This is a genomic window from Streptomyces sp. AK08-02, assembly GCF_033795085.1.
GTDB classification, from domain to species: Bacteria; Actinomycetota; Actinomycetes; order Streptomycetales; family Streptomycetaceae; genus Streptomyces; species Streptomyces echiniscabiei.
This window is the reverse complement of record NZ_JARAZV010000007.1, coordinates 289,796-308,255: the sequence shown is the minus strand read 5'-3', so window position 1 is coordinate 308,255 and position 18,460 is coordinate 289,796. Positions and strand designations below refer to the sequence as shown.

Sequence of the window (18,460 nt, the reverse complement as noted above, 5' to 3'; positions counted from 1 at the left end):
CGATCGTGTGTTCGCTGCATGCCGGTGGGGGCGACCTACCAGGCTGTCCAGCCCCCATCCACCGTCACAGTCGTCCCCGTCACAAACCTCGACGCATCCGAAGCCAAGAACACCGCCGCACCCCCAAGCTCCTCCGGCGCACCCACCCTTCCCAAAGGCGTGCCCCGCACGATCCGCTCACCCCAGCGACTGTCCAACAGGCCGGCGCTGAGATCCGTACGGAAGTAACCCGGCGCCAGCGCGTTCACCCGCACCCCCCGGTCCGCCCACTCCACGGCCAGCGACTTGGTGAGCGCCTCGACACCCCCCTTGCTGGCGGCATACGCGGCGATCCGCTCGAAGCCCGTGCTCGCGTGCACCGAGGAGATGTTGACGATCGACCCGGATCCCTGCTCCAGCATGACCCGGCCGGCCTCGCGGCAGCAGTAGAAGGTGCCCTGGAGGTTGACGGCGACCACCCGCTGCCAGTCCTCGTCGGTGACCCACTCGCTCCGGCTGAAGTGCGGACTGACGCCGGCGCAGTTGATCGCCGCGTCCAGCCGGCCCGTCCATCCGACGACCCCCTCCACCATGGTCCGTACGGCGGTGGAGTCGTCGACCGAGCCGGGCAGCACCAGCGCCTTCCCGCCGTACTCGGCCAGTTCGGCTTCGAGACTGTCCAGGTCCGCCGTCGTACGGGCCGTCACCGCCACGTCGGCCCCGGCCTGGGCGAGGGCGACCGCGACGGCGCGGCCGAGCCCCTTCCCGGCGCCGGTGACCCAGGCGGTACGGCCGTCGAGGCGCAGGTCCGTGTTGACGTCGGCCATGGTCAGCTCTCCGTGGGGATGTCGCGCAGCGTCCGCTTGAGGACCTTGCCCGAGGGGGTGCGGGGGAGTTCGTCGACGATGTCGAAACGGGCGGGCACCTTGAACTTCGCCAGGCGCTCGGAGCAGAACCCCCGCAGCTCGTCGACGTCGGCGTCCGAACCCGGCCGGAACACCACGAAGGCGCGCGGGACCTCGCCCCAGCGCGGGTGGGTCAGGCCGACGACCGCCGCCTCCAGGACGGCCGGGTGCTCGTACAGGACCCGCTCGACCTCGGGGGTGGCGATGTTCTCGCCGCCGGAGACGATCATGTCCTTCTTGCGGTCGTCGATGTAGAGGAAGCCCTCCTCGTCGACGTGTCCGATGTCGCCGGTGTGGAACCAGCCGTCCCGCAGGGCCGCCGCCGTCGCCTTCTCGTCGCGCCAGTAGCCCGCGAAGACCTTTGGGCCGCGCAGCGTGATCTCGCCGAGCTCGCCCGCCGGGGCCTCCTCGCCGGTGTCGTCGACGATCCGGATCCGGGTGTGCGGCACGGGCCGGCCCACCGAGCCCAACTTGGACAGGCAGTGCTCGCGGTCGAGGAAGGTGTCGCCCGAGACCGTCTCGGTCAGACCGTAGGCGTCCGCGAACCAGGCGTTCGGGAACGCGTTCATGATCCGCCGCAGCACCGGCTCGGGGGTCTTCTCGCCGCCGCCCACGATGAAGCGCATCGACGTGGTGTCGTACGACTCCCGGTCGGGCACCTCCAGTACGGCGTTGACCATCACCGGTGCCAGCCAGGCGTTGGTGACCCGGTGCTCCTGGATGGCCCGCAGGACGCCCGGCGCGTCGAACCTGCGCTGGAGGACCACCCCGCCGCCCGCGTAGAGCACCGGGAGGGCGGGCATGTCCAGGCCGCCGACGTGGTAGAGCGGCCCGGCGACGAGGGTGGTGTCCGCCGAGGTGAGGCCGAAGTGGACGATCTGGGACACGTTCTTCGCGTGCAGATTGCCGTACGTGATGCGTACGCCCTTGGGGCGTGAGGTGGTGCCCGAGGTGTACATCAGCCGCTGGAGGTCGTCCGGTCCGACCTCGGCGGGTTCCACCCGGGCGCCCTCGTGCCGGTCGAGCAGCGCCTCGTAGCCGGTCCACTCGTCCGAGTCCGGTTCACCGTCCACCAGGACGCGGTGCTCCAGACCGGCCGGTTTCCCGGCGATCCGGTCGACCGCGCGGACGAACTCCGGTTCGGTGACGATCACCTTCGCGCGGGAGTGGTCCAGGATGTACGCCCATTCCTCGTCGGACAGGCGGTAGTTCAACGGGAGGAAGACCGCCCCGATCCGGTTGGCGGCGAAGACGAGTTCCAGGAACTCGGGCCGGTTGTAGAGCAGCAGCCCGACGACGTCTCCGCGTCGGACGCCCAGCTCCGTCAGGCCCGCGGCCAGCCGGTTGACCCGGTCGTGGAGCTCGCGCACCGTCAGGCGGCGCTCGTCCTGGGTGACGGCCACGGCTTCGGGCCGCTGGGTCAGGTGGTAATCGAGGATGCTCGCGAAATTGTGCACGCCGTCTCTCTCGCTCTGTGTGGGCACGGCGAATTTTTCGTGCCGACGCTCATACGGAAAGGCGGGTTCCGGCCGATTGGTTGCCCGCTACCATGATTTAGTGTACCTCTTGGTCTATAAAACGTGTGTGCCGAACTGTACGACGACGCGAACACATCGACAACCATCTGCGCGTCGGTGAGTTCACCTTGTTTCCGCCGCTGAGGAGGCCCTGGTGCCGCGCATCCGTCTCGACGCCGACGGACCCGTTGTCACGGTCCGCCTGGACCACCCGCCGCTGAACGCCTTCGACACCCCCCAGCGCGACGAACTGGCCGCCCGGGTACGCGAACTGGCCGACGAACCCCGGGTGCGGGCCGTCGTGCTCTACGGCGGCGAGCGGCTGTTCGCCGCCGGAGCGGACGTCAAGGCGCTCGCCGCGATGGGGATCGAGGAGGTGCGGGGCTGGAACCGGGCCCTGCAACGCACCTTCGACGAGGTGGCCCAGCTGCCCATGCCGGTCGTCGCCGCGATCACCGGGTACGCGCTCGGCGGCGGCCTCGAACTGGCCCTCGCCGCCGACCACCGCATCGCGGCCGACGACGCGCTCCTGGGTCAGCCGGAGGTACTGCTCGGCATCCTCCCGGGCTCGGGCGGCACCCAGCGCCTGACCCGCCTCATCGGCCCGTCACGCGCCAAGAACCTGCTGATGACCGGCCGCAGGGTCGACGCGACCGAGGCTCTGCGACTGGGCCTGGTGGACGAGGTGGTCCCCGCGGCCGAGGTCCACACCGCCGCCCTCCGCTACGCCCACCACCTCGCCAAGGGCCCGGCAGCAGCCCTGGAGGCCATCAAGGAGGCCGTCAACCACGGCACCGACACCTCCATGTCAGCCGGTCTGGCCCTTGAACGCGCCCTGTTCACGGGGGTGTTCGGCACGAGGGACGCAGCCGCGGGCCTCCAGTCCTTCCTGGCCGACGGCCCGGGCAGGGCCCGCTTCGACGGCGCGGGCGAGGGCGCCCCGTGAAGGCCGCCCCACAGGGGCGCCTTCAGGGGCGCGGGGAACCGCGCGACCAGCCCCCACCGGACCCGCAGCCATCACGACAGAAGGACAGCAGAACATGAAGGCACTGCGCTGGCACGCCGCACGAGACCTCCGCCTGGAGGAGGTCCCGAACCCGCCGGCCCCCGCCCCCCACGAGGCGGTCGTGGAGGTCACCTGGTCCGGAATCTGCGGCACCGACCTGCACGAGTTCCTCGAAGGCCCCCACATGATCCGCGACAGTCCACACCCCCTCACCGGCAGCAGCCCACCCCTCGCCCTCGGCCACGAACTCAGCGGCACCGTCCTCGCGTTGGGCGCGGAGGCACCCGGCATCTCCGTCGGCGACCGCGTCACCGCCGACCCCGTCTGGCGCTGCGGCGTCTGCTTCTGGTGCGCCCGTGGCGAGTACCACATCTGCCCCAGGAGCGGCTCCGTCGGCCTCGCCTCGCCCGGCGCCTTCGCCGACCGCGTCACCGTGCCGCTCGCCGGGCTGACCAGGCTGCCCGACAACGTCAGTGACGAGATGGCGGCCGTCGCCGAACCCCTCGCCGTGGGCCTGCATGCCGTCACCCGCGCGGGAGTCCGGCCGGGCGACAACGTCCTGGTCGTCGGCGGCGGCCCGATCGGCGTCGCCGTGGTCCTCGCGGCCCGTGTCGCCGGCGCCGCCGGGCTCTATGTGAGCGAACCTCTCGCCGGGCGCCGCGAGTTGCTGCTGGGCCTCGGCGTCACCGAGGCGTTCGACCCGCGCGAGACGGACGTACGCCGTGAGGTGTTCCTGCGTACCGGACGCATCGGCCCCGACGTCGTCATCGACGCGACCGGTGTGCCCGCGCTCGCCGGGCAGGCGGTCGCCACCGTCCGGCGCGGCGGGCGGGTCGTGCTCGCCGGGGTCGGGCACGGCAGCGTCGAGTTCGACATGGGCCAACTCGTCTTCTACGAACGCTCGGTGGTCGGCACGCTCGGCTACAACTTCGACATCCCCCGCGTGATCGACCTGATGAGCAGTGGGCGCCTGGACGCCTCCGCGCTGGTCACCGGGCGGTTCGCGCTCGCGGACGGAGCCGGGGTCTTCGCGGACCTGGCCGCCGACCGGGCCGGGCACCTCAAGGTGCTGCTGACTCCGAAGGGACTGTGACATGGATTTCGACCTGCCGGAGGAGACCCGGGACCTCCAGGAGATGGTCCGCGAGTTCGCGGCGAAGGAGATCGCTCCGAACGCCGCGCAGTGGTCCGAGACCGAGACGTTCCCGACCAAGATCTTCACCAGGCTCGGCGAACTCGGCCTGATGGGCATGCTCGTGCCCGAGGAGTACGGCGGCGCGGGCTCCGACATGGTCTCCTACGTCGCGGTCATGGAGGAACTCGGCGCGGCGGACCAGTCGGTGGCCTCCTCGTGGAACGCGCACTCGACCATCGCCACCCTGCCGCTCCTCACCTACGGCACCGAGACGCAGAAACAGCGCTGGCTGGCCCCGCTGGCCAGGGGCGAGGCCATCGGGGCGTTCGGCCTGACCGAGCCGGGCGCCGGTTCCGACGCGGCCGGCATCACCACCACGGCCCGCAGGGCGGACGGGGGTTGGCTGGTCAACGGCACCAAGATGTTCATCACCAACGCCGGCACCGACATCAGCCAGGGCGTCACCCTGCTGGCCACGACCGGCAGGGGCGAGGACGGGCGGAAACGGTTCGCCACCTTCTACGTCCCGACCGGGACGCCCGGCTACAGCACCGGCGCCAAACTGAAGAAGCTCGGCTGGCACGCCATGGACACCCGGGAACTCGTCTTCGACGACTGCTGGATCCCCGAGGACCATCTGATCGGCGAAGAGGGCAACGGGCTGCGCCAGTTCCTCTCCGTCCTCGACAAGGGCCGTATCAGCGTCGCCGCACTGGGCCTGTCGCTGGCCAGGGCGGCACTCGCGCTGGCCGTCAAACACGCCACGGAACGCCACCAGTTCGGCCGCCCCCTGTCGGCCTTCCAGGCGGTCGCCCACAAGATCGCCGACATCGGTACGGAGTTCCAGGCCGCCCGCTGGATGGTCTACCGGGCCGCCTGGCTCGCCGACCAGGGGCGCCCGTACGGCACCGAGGCGGCGATGGCCAAGCTGTACGCGTCCGAGGCGGCCAACCGTGCCGCCTCCCAGGCGGTGCAGATCCACGGCGGATACGGCTATGTGCGGGAGTCGGAGATCTCCCGGTTCTACGCCGACGCCAAGATCCTGGAGATCGGCGAGGGCACCAACGAGATCCAACGCGACGTCATCGCCCGGGCGTTGCTCAAGCAGCCGTGACACGAGCAAGCGGGCGTGGGACGCGAAGAGGCCCGCGGCGCGTGCCACGGGCCCCTGTGCCGGCGGTTCCGGCGGTGCCGCCAGTTCCTGCGGTTCCGGCCGGGTCAGCTCACCAGGGCGGCGGGCTGCCACACGGACTCGGGGTCGAGCGGCAGGTCGGGCCGGTCGCGCTTGAAGGCCGCGGCCTCCTCCTCCACGTCCGGGAGAGTCGCGCCGGGCGCTCCGAAACCGCGCAACAGGGTGTCGCAGTACTCGCTCGACAGGTACGAGGCGTCCCAGTCGCCGTCCGGCTTCACCCATTGGTAGGTGTGGTTGTGCAGGTTCAGGAACTGCAGGGTGGCCAGGTGCGGTTCGACCGCGCGGAAGGTGCCCTGCTCCACGGCCTCCGTGAGCAGTCCCCTGACCAGCTGCTCGAACTCGGCGCGCTGGCCGAGGAGGGTGTCGAGGTAGTCGCCGGTGAGGCTGCGGTAGTCGTGCTCGTAGACCCAGATGTGGTCGAGCCTGCGGAAGATGATCGTCAGCAGGGACTCCGACAGCAGCCGCAGCCGTACCAGTGGGTCCGCGTCGAGGCCCGCGATCTCCCGGGCGCGGGACAGCAGCGGGTCCATGACCCGCGACTGGATCTCGATCAGCAGGTTCTCCTTGGACCCGATGTAGTAGTACAGGGCGCCCTTCGCGAGTCCGACCGCACGGCCCAGCTCGTTGATGGAGGTCGCCGCGTAGCCATGACGGGCGAACAGCGTGGCCGCGGTGTCGATGATCTTCTGACGCCTGACCTCGTAGTCCGGCCCGTGGCCCGGTGGTCGTGGCATGTCGTTCTCCCCGCCTGATGTGTCGATGTCTCGACGTACCGATGAGACAGGGCTGCGGAACCGCGTCCGGACGGCGGGTGGCACGTCCGGGGGGAAGCGGGGCCGGGCCCTTGTTCTCCTGTGCTTGACCAGTTTGCTAGACCAGACGGTACATTAAAAGATGGACTCCGGCGGTGCGGCCTTGTACCGCCCGCGCGATCATTGCGAGGACGCGCATGACGACTGAGGCACCCCACCAGAAGGCGACTTCTACTGCCGGTCCTGCCGGTTCCGCCGACTACGCCGGTTCCGCGCACTCGGAACAGCTCCTGGAAATGTACCGCCGGATGCGGCGCATCCGGCGTTTCGAGGAGCGGGCCTCCGTACTGTACAAAGCGACCGAGATACCCGGCTTCCTGCATCTGTCGATCGGCCAGGAGGCCAGCGCGGTCGGCGCCTGCTGGCCCCTCGGTCCCCGCGACGGGATCACCTCCACCCACCGGGGGCACGGCCATGTCCTCGCCAAGGGCCTGGACTCGGCGTCCATGATGGCCGAGCTGATGGGCAAGGACGCCGGAACCTGCCACGGTCGCGGCGGTTCGATGCACATAGCCGACCCGGGCCTCGGTATCTACGGCGCCAACGGCATCGTCGGCGCCGGCCTTCCGATCGCCACCGGTGTGGCCACCGCGGCCAAGCTGCGTGCCGCGGGCGACGTGGTCGTGGCATTCTTCGGTGACGGCGCGGTCGCCCAGGGCATGTTCCACGAGGCCGTCAACCTGGCCGCCGTATGGGACCTGCCCGTCGTCTTCCTGTGCGAGAACAACCACTACTCCGAGTTCTCGCCCGCGTCCGAACAGCACCGCGCACCGCTCTCCGCCCGCGCCGCCGGGTACGGCATCGACTACGCGCACGTCGACGGCAACGACGTACTCGCGATGGCGGGGCTGATGAACGACGTGGTGGAACGCCTGCGCGGTGGTGCCGGGCCCGTCCTCGTGGAGGCGGAGACCTACCGCTGGCACGGCCACTACGAGGGTGACCCCGAGCGCTACCGCAGCGCCGAGGAGGTCGCCGCCGCCAAGGACCGCGACCCGCTGCTGGTGGCCCGCCGGCACCTGGCGGCGGCCGGTGTCCCGGCCGAGGCGGCCGACGCCGTCGACGAGGAGATCGACAAGGAGATCGAGGCGGCGGTGGAATGGGCCAGAGGCCTGCCCGAACCGGCGCCCGAGACGCTCTACGACTTCGTCTCCGCGCCGCGCACGGCCGTACCCGAGCCGGCCCCCGCCGAAGGCGAGGTCTTCCGCTCCATGGACGCCGTACGCCTCGCCCTGGAACACGAACTCACCAACGACCCCGACGTGTTCCTCGCCGGCATCGACATCGGCGCGGGCGGCAACGTCTTCGGCCTCACCCGTGGCCTGGCGGACGCCTTCCCCGGCCGGGTCCGTGACACGCCGATCAGCGAGAGCGCCATCCTCGGCACGGCGGTCGGGGCGGCCATGGCCGGGATGAAGCCGGTCGTCGAGATCATGTACATGGACTTCATCGGCGTCTGCCTCGACATGCTCCTCAACCAGGCGGCCAAACTGCGTTTCATGACCGGCGGCAGGGCCTCCATGCCGCTCGTCGTGCGCACCCAGTTCGGCGCGGGCCGCTCCTCGGGCAGCCAGCACTCGCAGAGCCTGGAGGCGCTGCTCGCCCACATCCCGGGCCTGACGGTGGTGATGCCGTCCAACCCGGCCGACACCTACGGTCTCCTGCGGGCCGCCATCCAGGACCCGAACCCGGTGGTCTTCGTGGAGAACCGGCTCCAGTACGGCCTCAGGGGCCCGCGTCCGCCGGCCGGTCACCTGATCCCGCTCGGCAGGGCCAAGGTGGTCCGCGAGGGCACCGACATCACCCTGGTCTCCTGGTCACGGATGGTCCAGGACTGCCTGGCCGCCGCCGACCTGCTCGCCGCCGAGGGGGTGAGCGTGGAGGTGATCGACCTGCGTACGGTCGCCCCGCTGGACCGGGAGACCGTCCTCGCCTCCCTCGCCAGGACCAACCGCCTGGTCATCGCCCACGAGGCCGTACGGGACTTCGGCGTCGGAGCCGAACTGGCCGCGCTCGCCGTGGACGAGGGCTTCTGGCACCTGGACGCTCCGGTGACCCGCGTGGCCCCGCCGCATGTGCCGGCGCCGTACGCACCCTCGCTGGAGCGGGTGTGGCTGCCGTCGCAGGACACGATCGCCGACACCCTGCGCCGCATCGCGGCGGTCTGAGCCGCACAAGGCAAAGTCACACAAGGCAAAGGGAGAGGCCCCCAGGAACTGATCCTTGGCGCCTCTCCCTCGGGGAGTCCGTGTCAGACGGTGGCCACCGGTGTGAGGGGGCTGCCCTGTGTTCCCGGGAGGTTGAGCGGGGGTGCGGTCAGGAGGAAGCGGCTGCGGTTGTGCTCCCGCAGCCAGGCCGCCAGTTCCTTGAGGTACCACAGCTCGCCGAGCGGAACGCCCAGCTTGAACAGGCACAGGTGATGGATCGGCAGCAGCGAGTGCGGTCCCGTCTCGTTGCCGACGCCCACCCCCTCGACCGCGTAGTTGTCGGCGACCAGGCCCGCGAGCTGCGACTCGGTGATCCACTGGAGGATCTCGGGGTCATGGGCGTCGAGGTAGGCGGCGGTCCGGTGGATGGCGACGGGGTCGGGGTTCTTGTTCCAGGCGAGGATCTGGGTGGCGAAGCCGGTGTGCAGCAGCACGATGTCGCCGGGTTCCACGGTGACGTTGTCGGCGTCCATGATCTCGCGCAGCTGCCGGTAGTTGACGGCCTGGTAGCCGGTGCCGAGGTGGTGGGCGATGTCGATGAGGACACCCCGGCCCTGGACGCCGTGCTCCGCCATGTGCTCCAGGCCGAGGTGGCGGGCGAAGCCGAGGCTTCCGCTGCCGTCGCCCTTGGCGTCCTCCTTCGGCCCGACGAGGTCGGTGTCGGCGCGGTAGCCGTTGTAGTAGACGGCCTCGGCGGCCCCGTCGGCGTCGGCGTCGAACTCGGCGCCCTGGTGGGCGAGGGCGTCCCACTGGGTGGAGTACTGCAGCCACAGGGTGACCACGTCGTCCGACCACACGTCGATGAGGTCGGGGGAGAAGTGTTCGCTGGCCCTGATGTTGTAGAAGACGTCCTGCTTGTGCTGGAGGTCCTCGGTGGGCCGCAGGATCGGCGGGTAGCGGCGCTGGTTCATGGCCGAACCGCCCGGATAGTCGAGCGGCAGGCTGAGGCTGAAGGCGATGCCGTGCTCGACCTCGCGCACGCCCTGGAGGACCTTCTCCCTGGTGAGCAGGTTGATCCGGCCCAGCTCGTCGTCCTCGCCCCAGTCGCCCCAGGTGGAGCCCGGCGGACGCTGCTTCCAACGCTTTGTCATGACTAACGCCTCCTCACACGACGGTCCTCGTCGACAGTCGTCGGCATGCTATTTAGATTATACCGGTCGGTCAACAACCGGAACTGTTTCGTCGAAGCCCTTTATATTGCCTTGTGTTCAGCAATAGACTCAGTGGTCGAAACATCGACTGTTGGGGAGATGATGAGCGAATCCACACAGGCGTGGGTGGCTGCCGCCGTGCGTTCGGTGATCGGCACGCACACCCAGGCGCAGGACGCCGGCCGCACCGACGAGATCGTCGCGCTGTACACACCCGACGGGGTTCTCGAACTCCCGGGCACGGACCCCCTGCAGGGTCACGACGCGCTCCGCGCGGCCTTCAAGGGCTGGACGCCGGAGAAGCCGCAGTTGCACCTGGTCACCAACACGGTCGTCACGTCCGCCGCCGCCGACGAGGCGACGGCCGCGAGCGACGTGGCCTTCCTCCAGCGCGGCGATTCGGGTTGGTCGGTCCAGGTCGTCGGCCACTACGAGGACGAGCTGACCCGGGTCGACGGCACCTGGCTGCTCCGGCGCAGGAAGACGACGTACCAGGTCTGACGACGTGTCCCCCTTTTCGGCTCGACCTTCTGGACCTTGGAGAGAGATGAGCACCACTTCCGCCGACGCCGAGGCGTCGGTCACCGCCGGCGTGCACTCCGCCATCGCCGCCTACGCGCAGGCGCTGGACGCCGGCCGCAACGACGACCTCGCCGAACTCTTCGTGCCCGACGGTGTCGCCGAGATCGCCGGTATCGCCACCTTCGAGGGCAGGGACGCGATCCGCGAGGGCTTCGCGGCGTTCGCGCCGACCCAGCCGCAGCTGCACCTGGTGGCCAACACGGTGGTCACCTCGTACACCGAGGAGGAGGCCACGGCGGTCAGCGACCTGGCGTTCTTCCAGCGCGGCGAGGCGGGCTGGGCGGTGCAGCTCGTCGGCCGCTACGACGACACGCTGCGCCACCACGACGGCGCGTGGAGGTTCCGGCGGAGGGTCACTACCTTCCTGCCGTAACGAGTGGACGCGTCAACTCGCCGACGCGGCAAGGAAAGCCGGTGCTCGTGCCGCCCGATCCGTCGGGCGGCACGAGCACCGGCTTTCCGCCTCGTCAGGCCTCGGTGTCCGGTCGCGTCGCCTTGGAGAAGGTGAAGGCCGGGAAGTCGTTCTCGACCGACTCGCGGATCAGTTCCAGGAGCGCCCAGCGCCCCGACGGGTTCAGCAACTGCTTGACCGGCTTGCCGGGGATGTTGCCCCCGTAGAAGTAGCTGCTCTCCAGGAAGGAGGACATCGTGCTGGTGTTCACACTGTCCGTCCACTCCTCCTCGGCTGCCTCGGTCGCCTCGACGACGTCGTGACCGTGGTCGCGCGCGTGGACGAGCGCGGCGGTGACGATCTCCACCTGGTCACCGGCGTAACGGGGGTTGTTGCCCGTCGCGCCGTGCGGCCCGCCGGGGAAGAAGAAGTTGGGGAAGCCGGCCGTCGCGACCCCGAGGTAGGTGCGCGGGCCGTCCGACCAGTACTCCTTCAGCGGGAGGCCCTGCCGTCCCCGCACGCCGAGCCGGTTGAGCGCGCCGGTGCCGAAGTCGTAGCCGGTCGCCCAGATGATGATGTCGAACTCCTCGACACCTTCGGCGGTTTCGATGCCGTCCTCGGTGATGCGGGTGATCGGCGTCTCGTTGATGTCGACGAGCGAGACGTTCGGCTTGTTGTACGTCTCGTAGTAACCGGTCCCGAAGGGGGGCCGCCGCCCGCCGTAGCCGTGGGCCTTGGGGATCAGCTTCTCCGCCGTCTCCGGGTCCTTGACGATGCCGCGGATCTTGTCGGCCATGAACGCGCACCACTCCGCGTTCACGGTCTCGTTCGAGAGCATGTCGTAGTAGTGCTCGGTCAGTTTGGTGAAGCCGGGGCCGTTCCACCGCTCCTCGTAGAACGCCTGGCGGTCCTCCGGGCTGTCGTCGAGGCCGGAACGCATGACGATCTGGTGGAGGAATCCGCTCGGCGAGGTGCTCAGTGTCTCGCGGATGGACTCGAAGTTCGCCTTCAGCTCCGCCTGCTCCTCGGGCGTGATCGGCCTGTTGTTGAGCGGCGTGAGCCAGTCGGCGTCCTTCTGGTAGACCGTCAGTTGTGCCACGTCGTCCGCGATCGCGGAGATGATCTGCACACCGCTGGACCCGGTGCCGATCTGCGCCACGCGCTTGCCGGTGAAGTCGACCGGGGTCTTCGGCCAGCGGCTGGTGTGGTGCTGCGCGCCCCGGAAGTCCTCGCGGCCCGGGATCGCCGGGATGAACGGCACCGAGAGGTTGCCGGTCGCCGCGACGACGAAGCGGGCCCGGACCTCTGTGCCGTCACTGCCCCGCACGGTCCAGGTCCCGGACGTCTCGTCGAAGACGGCCGAGGTCACCTTGACCCCGAAGGAGATGTCGCGCCGCAGGTCGAACCGGTCGACCACATGGTTGAAGTACCGCTCGATCTCGGGCTGGCCCGCGAACTTCTCCGACCACTCCCACTCCTCCCACAGCTCCTTGGAGAAGAGGTAGCCGTAGGTGTAGCTCTCGGAGTCGAAGCGTGCCTCGGGATAGCGGTTCCAGTACCAGACACCCCCCACCCCGGTGCCCGCCTCCAGCAGCTTCACCGTGAACCCGGCCTCCCGGGCCCGGTACAGCTGGTAGACGCCGGTGACGCCGGCGCCGATGACCAGCACGTCGACCGGGCTGCCCGTGCTGCCCGCGTCGTCTGCCCGGTCGGGGCTCGTCCTCGTCGTGTCGCTCATGTGCTCTCCCGCGTGAGCCTTGATTCATATGTCGACCGCTCGGTCGAATATTCAGTGAGAGTAGATGAGCGGGCGGGCCCGGGCAATGGATGTGAATCTCGCCGAGGACATTGATTGTACCGACCGACTGGTCTAACTTTCGCTCCAGGACGTGAAACCGCACAACGGGAGTACGGGTATGAGCGACAAGGGTGTCGAAGAGACCGCCGATCTGCGGGCCGCCGGCTGGAAGGCCATACGGGCCGCCCTGCCGGGCGTGTTTCCCGAGGGTGACGTCGATCTGCGGGACGGCCGCCTCGGTGAGGACCTCGTCGACATCGGTCTCGTCGGCGTCTGGGGCGGACTCTGGGGCCGCGAGGGACTGGCTCCGCGCGACCGCAGTCTGGTGACGCTGGGCATCCTCATCGCCCTGGGCGCCGAGACCGAGTTGAAGACACACGTCCGTGTCGCCATGACGAACGGTCTGACCGAGGACGAGATCGCCGAGGTCATCTACCACTCCAGCGGCTACGCCGGCTTCCCCCGGGCCGTCGCCGCCCGCACGGCGGCACGCGAGGCGCTGGAGAGCTGACGGAACCCCTCAGGACACCGCCGACCGGGCGTGGCCCGTCGTCGGCACTCGCACCACCACTCGATCGAGGAGCACGTATGACACTGCAGGGAAAGGTCGCGGTCGTCACCGGCGGCGCCCGTGGCATCGGCCGGGGCATCGCGACCGTACTCGCGGCCAAGGGGGCGGCGGTCGCCGTCTGGGACCTCAACGTCGAGGGTGCCGAGGAGACCGTCGCCCTGATCGCCAAGGAGGGCGGTACGGCGATCGCGGTGGGCGGTGACGCGGCCGACGCCGAGGGTGTGGCGGCCTCGGCGGCCCGCACCCGGAAGGAGCTCGGGGCGGTCACGATCCTGGTCAACAACGCCGGGACGACCGCCTACGAGCCCTTCACCGGCATCAGCGAGGCGGCCTGGGACCGCATGATCGGGATCAACCTCAAGGGCCCGTTCCTGGTCACCAGGGAACTGGTGCCGGACATGGTCGAGGCGGGCTGGGGCCGGATCGTCAACATCTCCTCGTCGTCCGCGCAGACCGGCGCTCCCTCCATGGCGCACTACGCGGCCTCCAAGGGGGGTGTCATCGGCCTCACCCGGGCGCTGGCGGTCGAGTACATCGAGAAGGGGATCACCGTCAACCACGTGCCGCCCGGCTTCATCGACACCCCGCTGGTGCGCCAGGGGCCCGTCGACGTCGACGCGGTCGCCGCCATGATGCCGATGAAGCGGGCCGGCACTCCTGAGGACATCGCCCACGCCGTGGCCTACCTGGCCTCCGAAGAGGCGAGCTACGTCACCGGTCAGACGCTCAGCGCGAACGGTGGCCGTTATCTGGCGTGAGCGGCTGGAGCCGCCTGCGCGGAGGGCGTCCTTGTCGACCGATCCAGCGCGCAGGGTTGTTTGTACCGACCGACAGGTATAATTTTCAGCGAAGCCCGAGCCGCAGTTGTAATGGAGCGCGCATGATCATCGACGACGACGTCAGGAACGGCACCCGGACGGTGACCGCATGACGGCCCGCGTCCTGGTGGTGGGCGCCTCCGCGGCCGGGTTGTCCACGGTGGAGGCCCTGCGGCGCAAGGGGTACACCGGCGGGATCACGGTGCTCGGTGACGAGCCGCACGCTCCCTACGACCGGCCGCCCCTGTCGAAGCAGGTTCTCTCCGGCGCCTGGGAGCCGGCCCGGGCCGCGCTGCGCGCGCAGGAGCAACTGGACGCGTTCGACGCCGAGTTCATGCTCGGTGACCCGGCGGTCCACCTCGATCCGGTGGCACGGACGGTCCGTACGGAGTCCGGACGACAGCTGTCCGGCGACTCGATCGTGATCGCCACGGGGGTGCGGGCGCGGAGGTTTCCCGGGCAGGACGACCTGGCCGGAGTGCATGTGCTGCGCACTCTCGACGACGCGCTGGCGCTGCGCGGCGATCTGCTGCCGGGCAGACGGCTGGTGGTCGTCGGCGAGGGTGTGCTGGGCTCGGAGATCGCGGCGACCGGGCGCACGCTGGGTCTGGAGGTGACGCTGGCGGGGCCGTTGGCGGCGCCGATGGCGATGCAGGTGGGGTCGGTCGTGTCGGGGGTCCTGGCCGAGTTGCACACCGAGCGCGGGGTGGCACTGCGGCTGGGCGAGGGTGTCGTCGGTCTGGTCGGCGAGGGCGGGCGGGTCTCCGGGGTGCGACTGGCCTCGGGCGAGGTGCTGCCGGCCGAGGTGGTGGTCGTCGCCATCGGCGCGGTTCCGGCGACGGAGTGGCTGGCGGACAGCGGGCTGGCCCTCGACAACGGCGTGGTCTGCGACGCGCGGTGCCGGGCGGCCGAGGGGGTCTGGGCCGTGGGTGATGTGGCCCGCTGGCACCACGAGGGCCTGGGCCGGCGGATCCGCCTGGAGAACCGGACGAACGCCACGGAGCAGGCGATGGCGGTCGCCGGGGTGATCCTCGGCGAGGACCGGCCGTACGTGCCCGTGCCGTACTTCTGGACCGACCAGTTCGACGCCAAGCTCCAGGTCCACGGCTTTCTGCCGGTCGATGCGGAAGTGGACGTCGTGGAGGGTGACCTGGCGGCCCGCCGCTTCGTCGCCCGGTTCCGCAGCGAAGGCCGGGTCACCGGCGTCCTCGGCTGGAACATGCCCAAGCAGGCCCGACTGCGCCGCCAGGAGGTCGTCGACGCGCTCCAGACGCAGACGCAGACGCAGACGCAGGGGCAGGCGCAGACCCCGGACCTGGACCCGGCCCCCGTCCGCTGAGCGATCCCACCGCGCGCCCACCACCGCACCATCACCTACGGAACGACCAGGAGAGAGCCCATGAAGGTAGTCGTCGACGAGGAGAAGTGTGTCGCCGCCGGACAGTGCGTGTCCGCCGCCATGGAGGTGTTCGACCAGCGGGACGAGGACGGCATCGTCGTCGTCCTGAACGAGAACCCGCCCGCCGAGCTGGCCGAGGACGTGCGCAACGCCGCCGCGATCTGCCCGGCGCTGGCCATCCGTATCGAGGAATAGACCGACGTAGCGAGGACCGGACCGAGCGAGAAGACCGGTGGTGTGAACGCCCCGGGCTCCGCACGCGTGCCGCCCCGACCCACCTGAGGAGAATCCATGGCTGAGGCAGAGACCCGGCTCACCCCCGACGAGCAGGTGTACTTCTACCAGGACGACCGGGACGCGAAGTGCCCCTTCGCACCGCCTCCCGGGCTGCGCGCCCTGCACGACAAGGCCCCGATCTCCCGGGCCCGGATCTGGGACGGCAGCACCCCCTGGCTGGTCACCGGCCATGCCGCGCAGCGGGCGATCCTGTCGGATCCCCGGGTCAGCTCGAACGACAAGCGGGCCGGGTTCCCCTACCCGAACCGGCCCATGGCGGAGACCGCCCATCACCACCCGCTCACGATCTTCAACGCGGACGGCGCCGACCACACGCGTATCCGCCGCATGATGACGCGCCCGTTCACGCGCCCCCGGATGGAGGCGCTGCGGCCGAAGATCCAGGAGTTCACCGACGAACTGATCGACAAGATGCTCGCGGGCCCGAAACCGGCGAACCTGGTCACCGCACTGTCGCTGCCGTTGCCCTCGCTGATGATCTGCGCGCTGCTCGGTGTGCCGTACGAGGACCACGACTTCTTCCAGGAGCACGCCTCCTGGGCCACCAGGAGCGACAAGACGACCGAGCAGCAGGAGTCGGCGAACAGGGCGCTCGGCGGGTATCTGGCCGGTGTGCTCCAGAAGAAGATGGAGGAGCCGACCGAGGACGTCCTCTCGGACTTCGCCGCGCGGATCAAGGACGGCGACCTCACTCTTCCCGAGGCCGTACTGCTGTCCATGATCCTGCTGATCGCCGGACACGAGACCAGCGCGAGCATGATCACGCTGGGTACGGCCCTGTTGCTGGAGAACCCCGCCCAGCTGGCGGACCTGCGCGAGATCGACGACACGAAGGCCGTGGCGAACGCGGTCGAGGAGATCCTGCGTTATCTGAGCGTTCCGCAGCTGGGGCAGCGCCGGATCGCCGCCGAGGACTTCGAGTTCGAGGGCGTTCAGATCAAGGCCGGAGATGGCATCGTCGTCCCGCTGCCGGCCGGGAACTGGGACCCCGAGGCATTCCCCGAGCCGGAGAAGCTCGACCTCACGCGCAGGGCGAGCCACCATGTCGCCTTCGGCTGGGGCATCCACCAGTGCCTCGGTCAGCAACTCGCCCGGATCGAGCTGCAGGTCGTCTACGGCACGCTCTTCCGCCGGGTCCCGACCCTGCGTCTCGCCGTCGCCCGTGACGAACTCGACTTCCGTCCCGCCGACGCGCTCGCCTTCGGCATCAGCGAGCTGCCGGTCACCTGGTAGGCCCGGGTAACCACCGACTGGCCACCTCTCACCCCTCACCCCATCACCAACCGCAACCACACCTCGGACGGCGACCGTCCCACCACCGCGGCACAACTGGAGTCACCTATGAGCGAGTTCAGCTTCGAAGGACGCGTCGCCGTCGTCACCGGCGCGGGGCGCGGCCTCGGCCGGGCGTACGCCCGACTGCTGGCGGAACGGGGCGCGAAGGTCGTCGTCAACGACCTCGGCGGATCGATGGAGGGCGACGGCGCGGACATCGGCCCCGCGCGGACCGTCGCCGAGGAGATCACCGCCGCGGGCGGCACGGCCGTCGCCGACACGAACGACGTGTCGACACCGGCCGGCGCCCAGGCGATCATCGATCACGCGATCGAGGACTTCGGCCGTATCGACGTCCTCGTCAACAACGCCGGGATCATCCGGTACGCCGGACTGCCCGAGATCGAGGCGGAGAACCTGGAGCGGCATCTCGCCGTCCACCTCGTCGGCTCGTTCAACACGCTGCGGGCAGCCTGGCCGCACTTCGTCGAGCAGGGGTACGGCCGAGTCGTACTGACCACCTCCAGCGGCATGTTCGGGCTCGACAACAACCTGTCGTACGCGGCGGCGAAGGCGGGCACGGTCGGGCTGGCCCGCAGCGCCCGGCTGGCCGGCGAGCCGCACGACATCAAGGTCAACCTGATCGCACCGGCGGCGATGACCCGCATGGGCGGGGGCGAGCAGCCGGACGACGCGCAGCCCGTACCCGGAATGCCGCACATGCCGTCGGGTGCGGTGGCGCCGATGGTGGCGTACCTCGCGCACGAGAGCTGCCCGGTCAACGGGGAGATCTACACCGCCGGCGCCGGTCGCTTCGCACGCCTCTTCATCGCCTCGACCGAGGGCTACGTCCACCCGGACGGTCCGGCGACCGTCGAGGACGTGGCGGCGAACTGGGACGCCATCAACGACGAGAAGGACTACTACGTGCCGTCCGACCTGATGGCGTGGTCCGGCGCGTTCCTCAAGCACCAGTTCGGCTGACCGCGGGGCGCTCCGCCTCCCCGCGGACACGCGCGGCAGGCCGCTGAACCGGTGACCGTGGGCCCGTCTCCGACGCCCCCCGACACTCCGTCGAGGAACGTCGGAGACGGGCCCACCGGGCGTGCGACGACGGAACACGGTGCCCAGACCCGGGCAGATCCCCGCACGGCCCGAACTCTCCCACCCGCACGCACGCTCTTGCCTGCGGCTTGCCTCGCCGTGCGCCGACCGCCTCGTCTGCCGCATGTCTGCCGTCGACCGGTTGCTGACCGTACGTCAGCCGCTCGCTGGCCCGCCGCCGTTGGCCATCTGCCGCGTGCCGCCAACGGAGCACGGTGCCCGGATCTGCGTCGATCCCCGCACGGCCCGAACTCTCCCACCCGCGCGCACATACGCTCTTGCCTCGCCGTGCGTCGACCGCCTCGTCTGCCGCATGTCTGC

Annotated in this window: 17 protein-coding genes; 12 read left to right on the top strand and 5 right to left on the bottom strand. The window is 70.0% G+C overall.

All coding sequences use genetic code 11. The annotated features are described in order from the left end of the window. Window positions 1–35 precede the first annotated feature (35 nt). Both PV734_RS16975 and PV734_RS16970 read right to left on the bottom strand, forming a co-directional pair. Window positions 36–806 (bottom strand): SDR family NAD(P)-dependent oxidoreductase, encoded by a 771-nt coding sequence (locus PV734_RS16975; RefSeq protein WP_319095630.1) that lies wholly within the window; start codon window positions 804–806, stop codon window positions 36–38. Between the two features lie 2 nt (window positions 807–808). Continuing rightward, window positions 809–2,368, bottom strand: a complete 1,560-nt coding sequence (locus PV734_RS16970) for a long-chain fatty acid--CoA ligase (RefSeq protein ID WP_319290133.1) — start codon at window positions 2,366–2,368, stop codon at window positions 809–811. Window positions 2,369–2,555: 187 nt separating this feature from the next. On the opposite strand from PV734_RS16970, the gene PV734_RS16965 reads away from it, so the two are divergent. The 3 genes from PV734_RS16965 (at window position 2,556) to PV734_RS16955 (ending at window position 5,656) form a co-directional block, all read left to right on the top strand. Further along, entirely contained in the window at window positions 2,556–3,347 is a 792-nt protein-coding gene (locus PV734_RS16965) for an enoyl-CoA hydratase/isomerase family protein (protein ID WP_319290131.1), read from the top strand. A 94-nt stretch (window positions 3,348–3,441) separates the two neighbouring features. Continuing rightward, on the top strand, window positions 3,442–4,500 hold the full coding sequence (locus PV734_RS16960; RefSeq protein ID WP_319290129.1) for an alcohol dehydrogenase catalytic domain-containing protein: 1,059 nt from the start codon (window positions 3,442–3,444) through the stop codon (window positions 4,498–4,500). A gap of 1 nt (window position 4,501) precedes the next feature. Then, window positions 4,502–5,656: an acyl-CoA dehydrogenase family protein gene (locus tag PV734_RS16955; RefSeq protein WP_319095634.1), complete on the top strand. Its 1,155-nt coding sequence runs from the start codon at window positions 4,502–4,504 to the stop codon at window positions 5,654–5,656. 104 nt (window positions 5,657–5,760) lie between these two features. On the opposite strand, the gene PV734_RS16950 is transcribed toward PV734_RS16955, so the two are convergent. Further along, window positions 5,761–6,468 carry a TetR/AcrR family transcriptional regulator gene (locus PV734_RS16950; protein WP_319095635.1) on the bottom strand — a complete coding sequence of 236 codons (708 nt, stop codon included), beginning with the start codon at window positions 6,466–6,468 and terminating at the stop codon, window positions 5,761–5,763. Between the two features lie 215 nt (window positions 6,469–6,683). Between PV734_RS16950 and PV734_RS16945 the strand changes: the two genes are divergently transcribed. After that, a complete protein-coding gene (locus tag PV734_RS16945; protein ID WP_319095636.1) occupies window positions 6,684–8,714 on the top strand; it encodes a dehydrogenase E1 component subunit alpha/beta in 2,031 nt (676 codons plus the stop codon). A gap of 83 nt (window positions 8,715–8,797) precedes the next feature. On the opposite strand, the gene PV734_RS16940 is transcribed toward PV734_RS16945, so the two are convergent. Continuing rightward, window positions 8,798–9,844, bottom strand: coding sequence for a cyclase family protein (locus PV734_RS16940; protein ID WP_319290127.1), 1,047 nt, complete (start codon window positions 9,842–9,844; stop codon window positions 8,798–8,800). A gap of 159 nt (window positions 9,845–10,003) precedes the next feature. Here PV734_RS16940 and PV734_RS16935 point away from each other — a divergent pair, with 159 nt between their 5' ends. Together PV734_RS16935 and PV734_RS16930 are read left to right on the top strand one after the other, a co-directional pair. Further along, on the top strand, window positions 10,004–10,405 hold the full coding sequence (locus PV734_RS16935; RefSeq protein ID WP_319095639.1) for a nuclear transport factor 2 family protein: 402 nt from the start codon (window positions 10,004–10,006) through the stop codon (window positions 10,403–10,405). 46 nt (window positions 10,406–10,451) lie between these two features. Further along, a complete protein-coding gene (locus PV734_RS16930) occupies window positions 10,452–10,859 on the top strand; it encodes a nuclear transport factor 2 family protein (RefSeq protein ID WP_319095640.1) in 408 nt (135 codons plus the stop codon). A gap of 94 nt (window positions 10,860–10,953) precedes the next feature. Here PV734_RS16930 and PV734_RS16925 read toward each other — a convergent pair whose 3' ends face one another. Further along, window positions 10,954–12,615, bottom strand: a complete 1,662-nt coding sequence (locus tag PV734_RS16925) for an NAD(P)/FAD-dependent oxidoreductase (protein ID WP_319290125.1) — start codon at window positions 12,613–12,615, stop codon at window positions 10,954–10,956. A gap of 178 nt (window positions 12,616–12,793) precedes the next feature. On the opposite strand from PV734_RS16925, the gene PV734_RS16920 reads away from it, so the two are divergent. The 6 genes from PV734_RS16920 (at window position 12,794) to PV734_RS16895 (ending at window position 18,019) form a co-directional block, all read left to right on the top strand. Continuing rightward, the gene (locus PV734_RS16920; RefSeq protein WP_319095642.1) at window positions 12,794–13,186 is read left to right on the top strand and encodes a carboxymuconolactone decarboxylase family protein; all 393 of its coding nucleotides are present in this window, start codon (window positions 12,794–12,796) and stop codon (window positions 13,184–13,186) included. Window positions 13,187–13,263: 77 nt separating this feature from the next. Next, the gene (locus PV734_RS16915) at window positions 13,264–14,004 is read left to right on the top strand and encodes an SDR family NAD(P)-dependent oxidoreductase (RefSeq protein ID WP_319290123.1); all 741 of its coding nucleotides are present in this window, start codon (window positions 13,264–13,266) and stop codon (window positions 14,002–14,004) included. Window positions 14,005–14,173: 169 nt separating this feature from the next. After that, on the top strand, window positions 14,174–15,403 hold the full coding sequence (locus PV734_RS16910) for an NAD(P)/FAD-dependent oxidoreductase (RefSeq protein ID WP_319290121.1): 1,230 nt from the start codon (window positions 14,174–14,176) through the stop codon (window positions 15,401–15,403). A 60-nt stretch (window positions 15,404–15,463) separates the two neighbouring features. Further along, window positions 15,464–15,658 carry a ferredoxin gene (locus tag PV734_RS16905; RefSeq protein ID WP_319095645.1) on the top strand — a complete coding sequence of 65 codons (195 nt, stop codon included), beginning with the start codon at window positions 15,464–15,466 and terminating at the stop codon, window positions 15,656–15,658. Between the two features lie 96 nt (window positions 15,659–15,754). Next, the gene (locus PV734_RS16900) at window positions 15,755–16,993 is read left to right on the top strand and encodes a cytochrome P450 (protein ID WP_319095646.1); all 1,239 of its coding nucleotides are present in this window, start codon (window positions 15,755–15,757) and stop codon (window positions 16,991–16,993) included. A gap of 108 nt (window positions 16,994–17,101) precedes the next feature. Continuing rightward, window positions 17,102–18,019, top strand: a complete 918-nt coding sequence (locus PV734_RS16895) for an SDR family NAD(P)-dependent oxidoreductase (protein WP_319290119.1) — start codon at window positions 17,102–17,104, stop codon at window positions 18,017–18,019. Window positions 18,020–18,460: the final 441 nt, after the last annotated feature.

Bases quoted from the DNA above. Each gene is read 5' to 3' on its own strand.
- PV734_RS16975 (WP_319095630.1), bottom strand. From the start codon at position 806: ATGGCCGACGTCAACACGGACCTGCGCCTCGACGGCCGTACCGCCTGG.
- PV734_RS16960 (WP_319290129.1), top strand. From the start codon at position 3,442: ATGAAGGCACTGCGCTGGCACGCCGCACGAGACCTCCGCCTGGAGGAG.
- PV734_RS16955 (WP_319095634.1), top strand. From the start codon at position 4,502: ATGGATTTCGACCTGCCGGAGGAGACCCGGGACCTCCAGGAGATGGTC.
- PV734_RS16950 (WP_319095635.1), bottom strand. From the start codon at position 6,468: ATGCCACGACCACCGGGCCACGGGCCGGACTACGAGGTCAGGCGTCAG.
- PV734_RS16945 (WP_319095636.1), top strand. From the start codon at position 6,684: ATGACGACTGAGGCACCCCACCAGAAGGCGACTTCTACTGCCGGTCCT.
- PV734_RS16940 (WP_319290127.1), bottom strand. From the start codon at position 9,844: ATGACAAAGCGTTGGAAGCAGCGTCCGCCGGGCTCCACCTGGGGCGAC.
- PV734_RS16935 (WP_319095639.1), top strand. From the start codon at position 10,004: ATGATGAGCGAATCCACACAGGCGTGGGTGGCTGCCGCCGTGCGTTCG.
- PV734_RS16930 (WP_319095640.1), top strand. From the start codon at position 10,452: ATGAGCACCACTTCCGCCGACGCCGAGGCGTCGGTCACCGCCGGCGTG.
- PV734_RS16925 (WP_319290125.1), bottom strand. From the start codon at position 12,615: ATGAGCGACACGACGAGGACGAGCCCCGACCGGGCAGACGACGCGGGC.
- PV734_RS16920 (WP_319095642.1), top strand. From the start codon at position 12,794: ATGAGCGACAAGGGTGTCGAAGAGACCGCCGATCTGCGGGCCGCCGGC.
- PV734_RS16915 (WP_319290123.1), top strand. From the start codon at position 13,264: ATGACACTGCAGGGAAAGGTCGCGGTCGTCACCGGCGGCGCCCGTGGC.
- PV734_RS16910 (WP_319290121.1), top strand. From the start codon at position 14,174: ATGACGGCCCGCGTCCTGGTGGTGGGCGCCTCCGCGGCCGGGTTGTCC.
- PV734_RS16905 (WP_319095645.1), top strand. From the start codon at position 15,464: ATGAAGGTAGTCGTCGACGAGGAGAAGTGTGTCGCCGCCGGACAGTGC.
- PV734_RS16900 (WP_319095646.1), top strand. From the start codon at position 15,755: ATGGCTGAGGCAGAGACCCGGCTCACCCCCGACGAGCAGGTGTACTTC.
- PV734_RS16895 (WP_319290119.1), top strand. From the start codon at position 17,102: ATGAGCGAGTTCAGCTTCGAAGGACGCGTCGCCGTCGTCACCGGCGCG.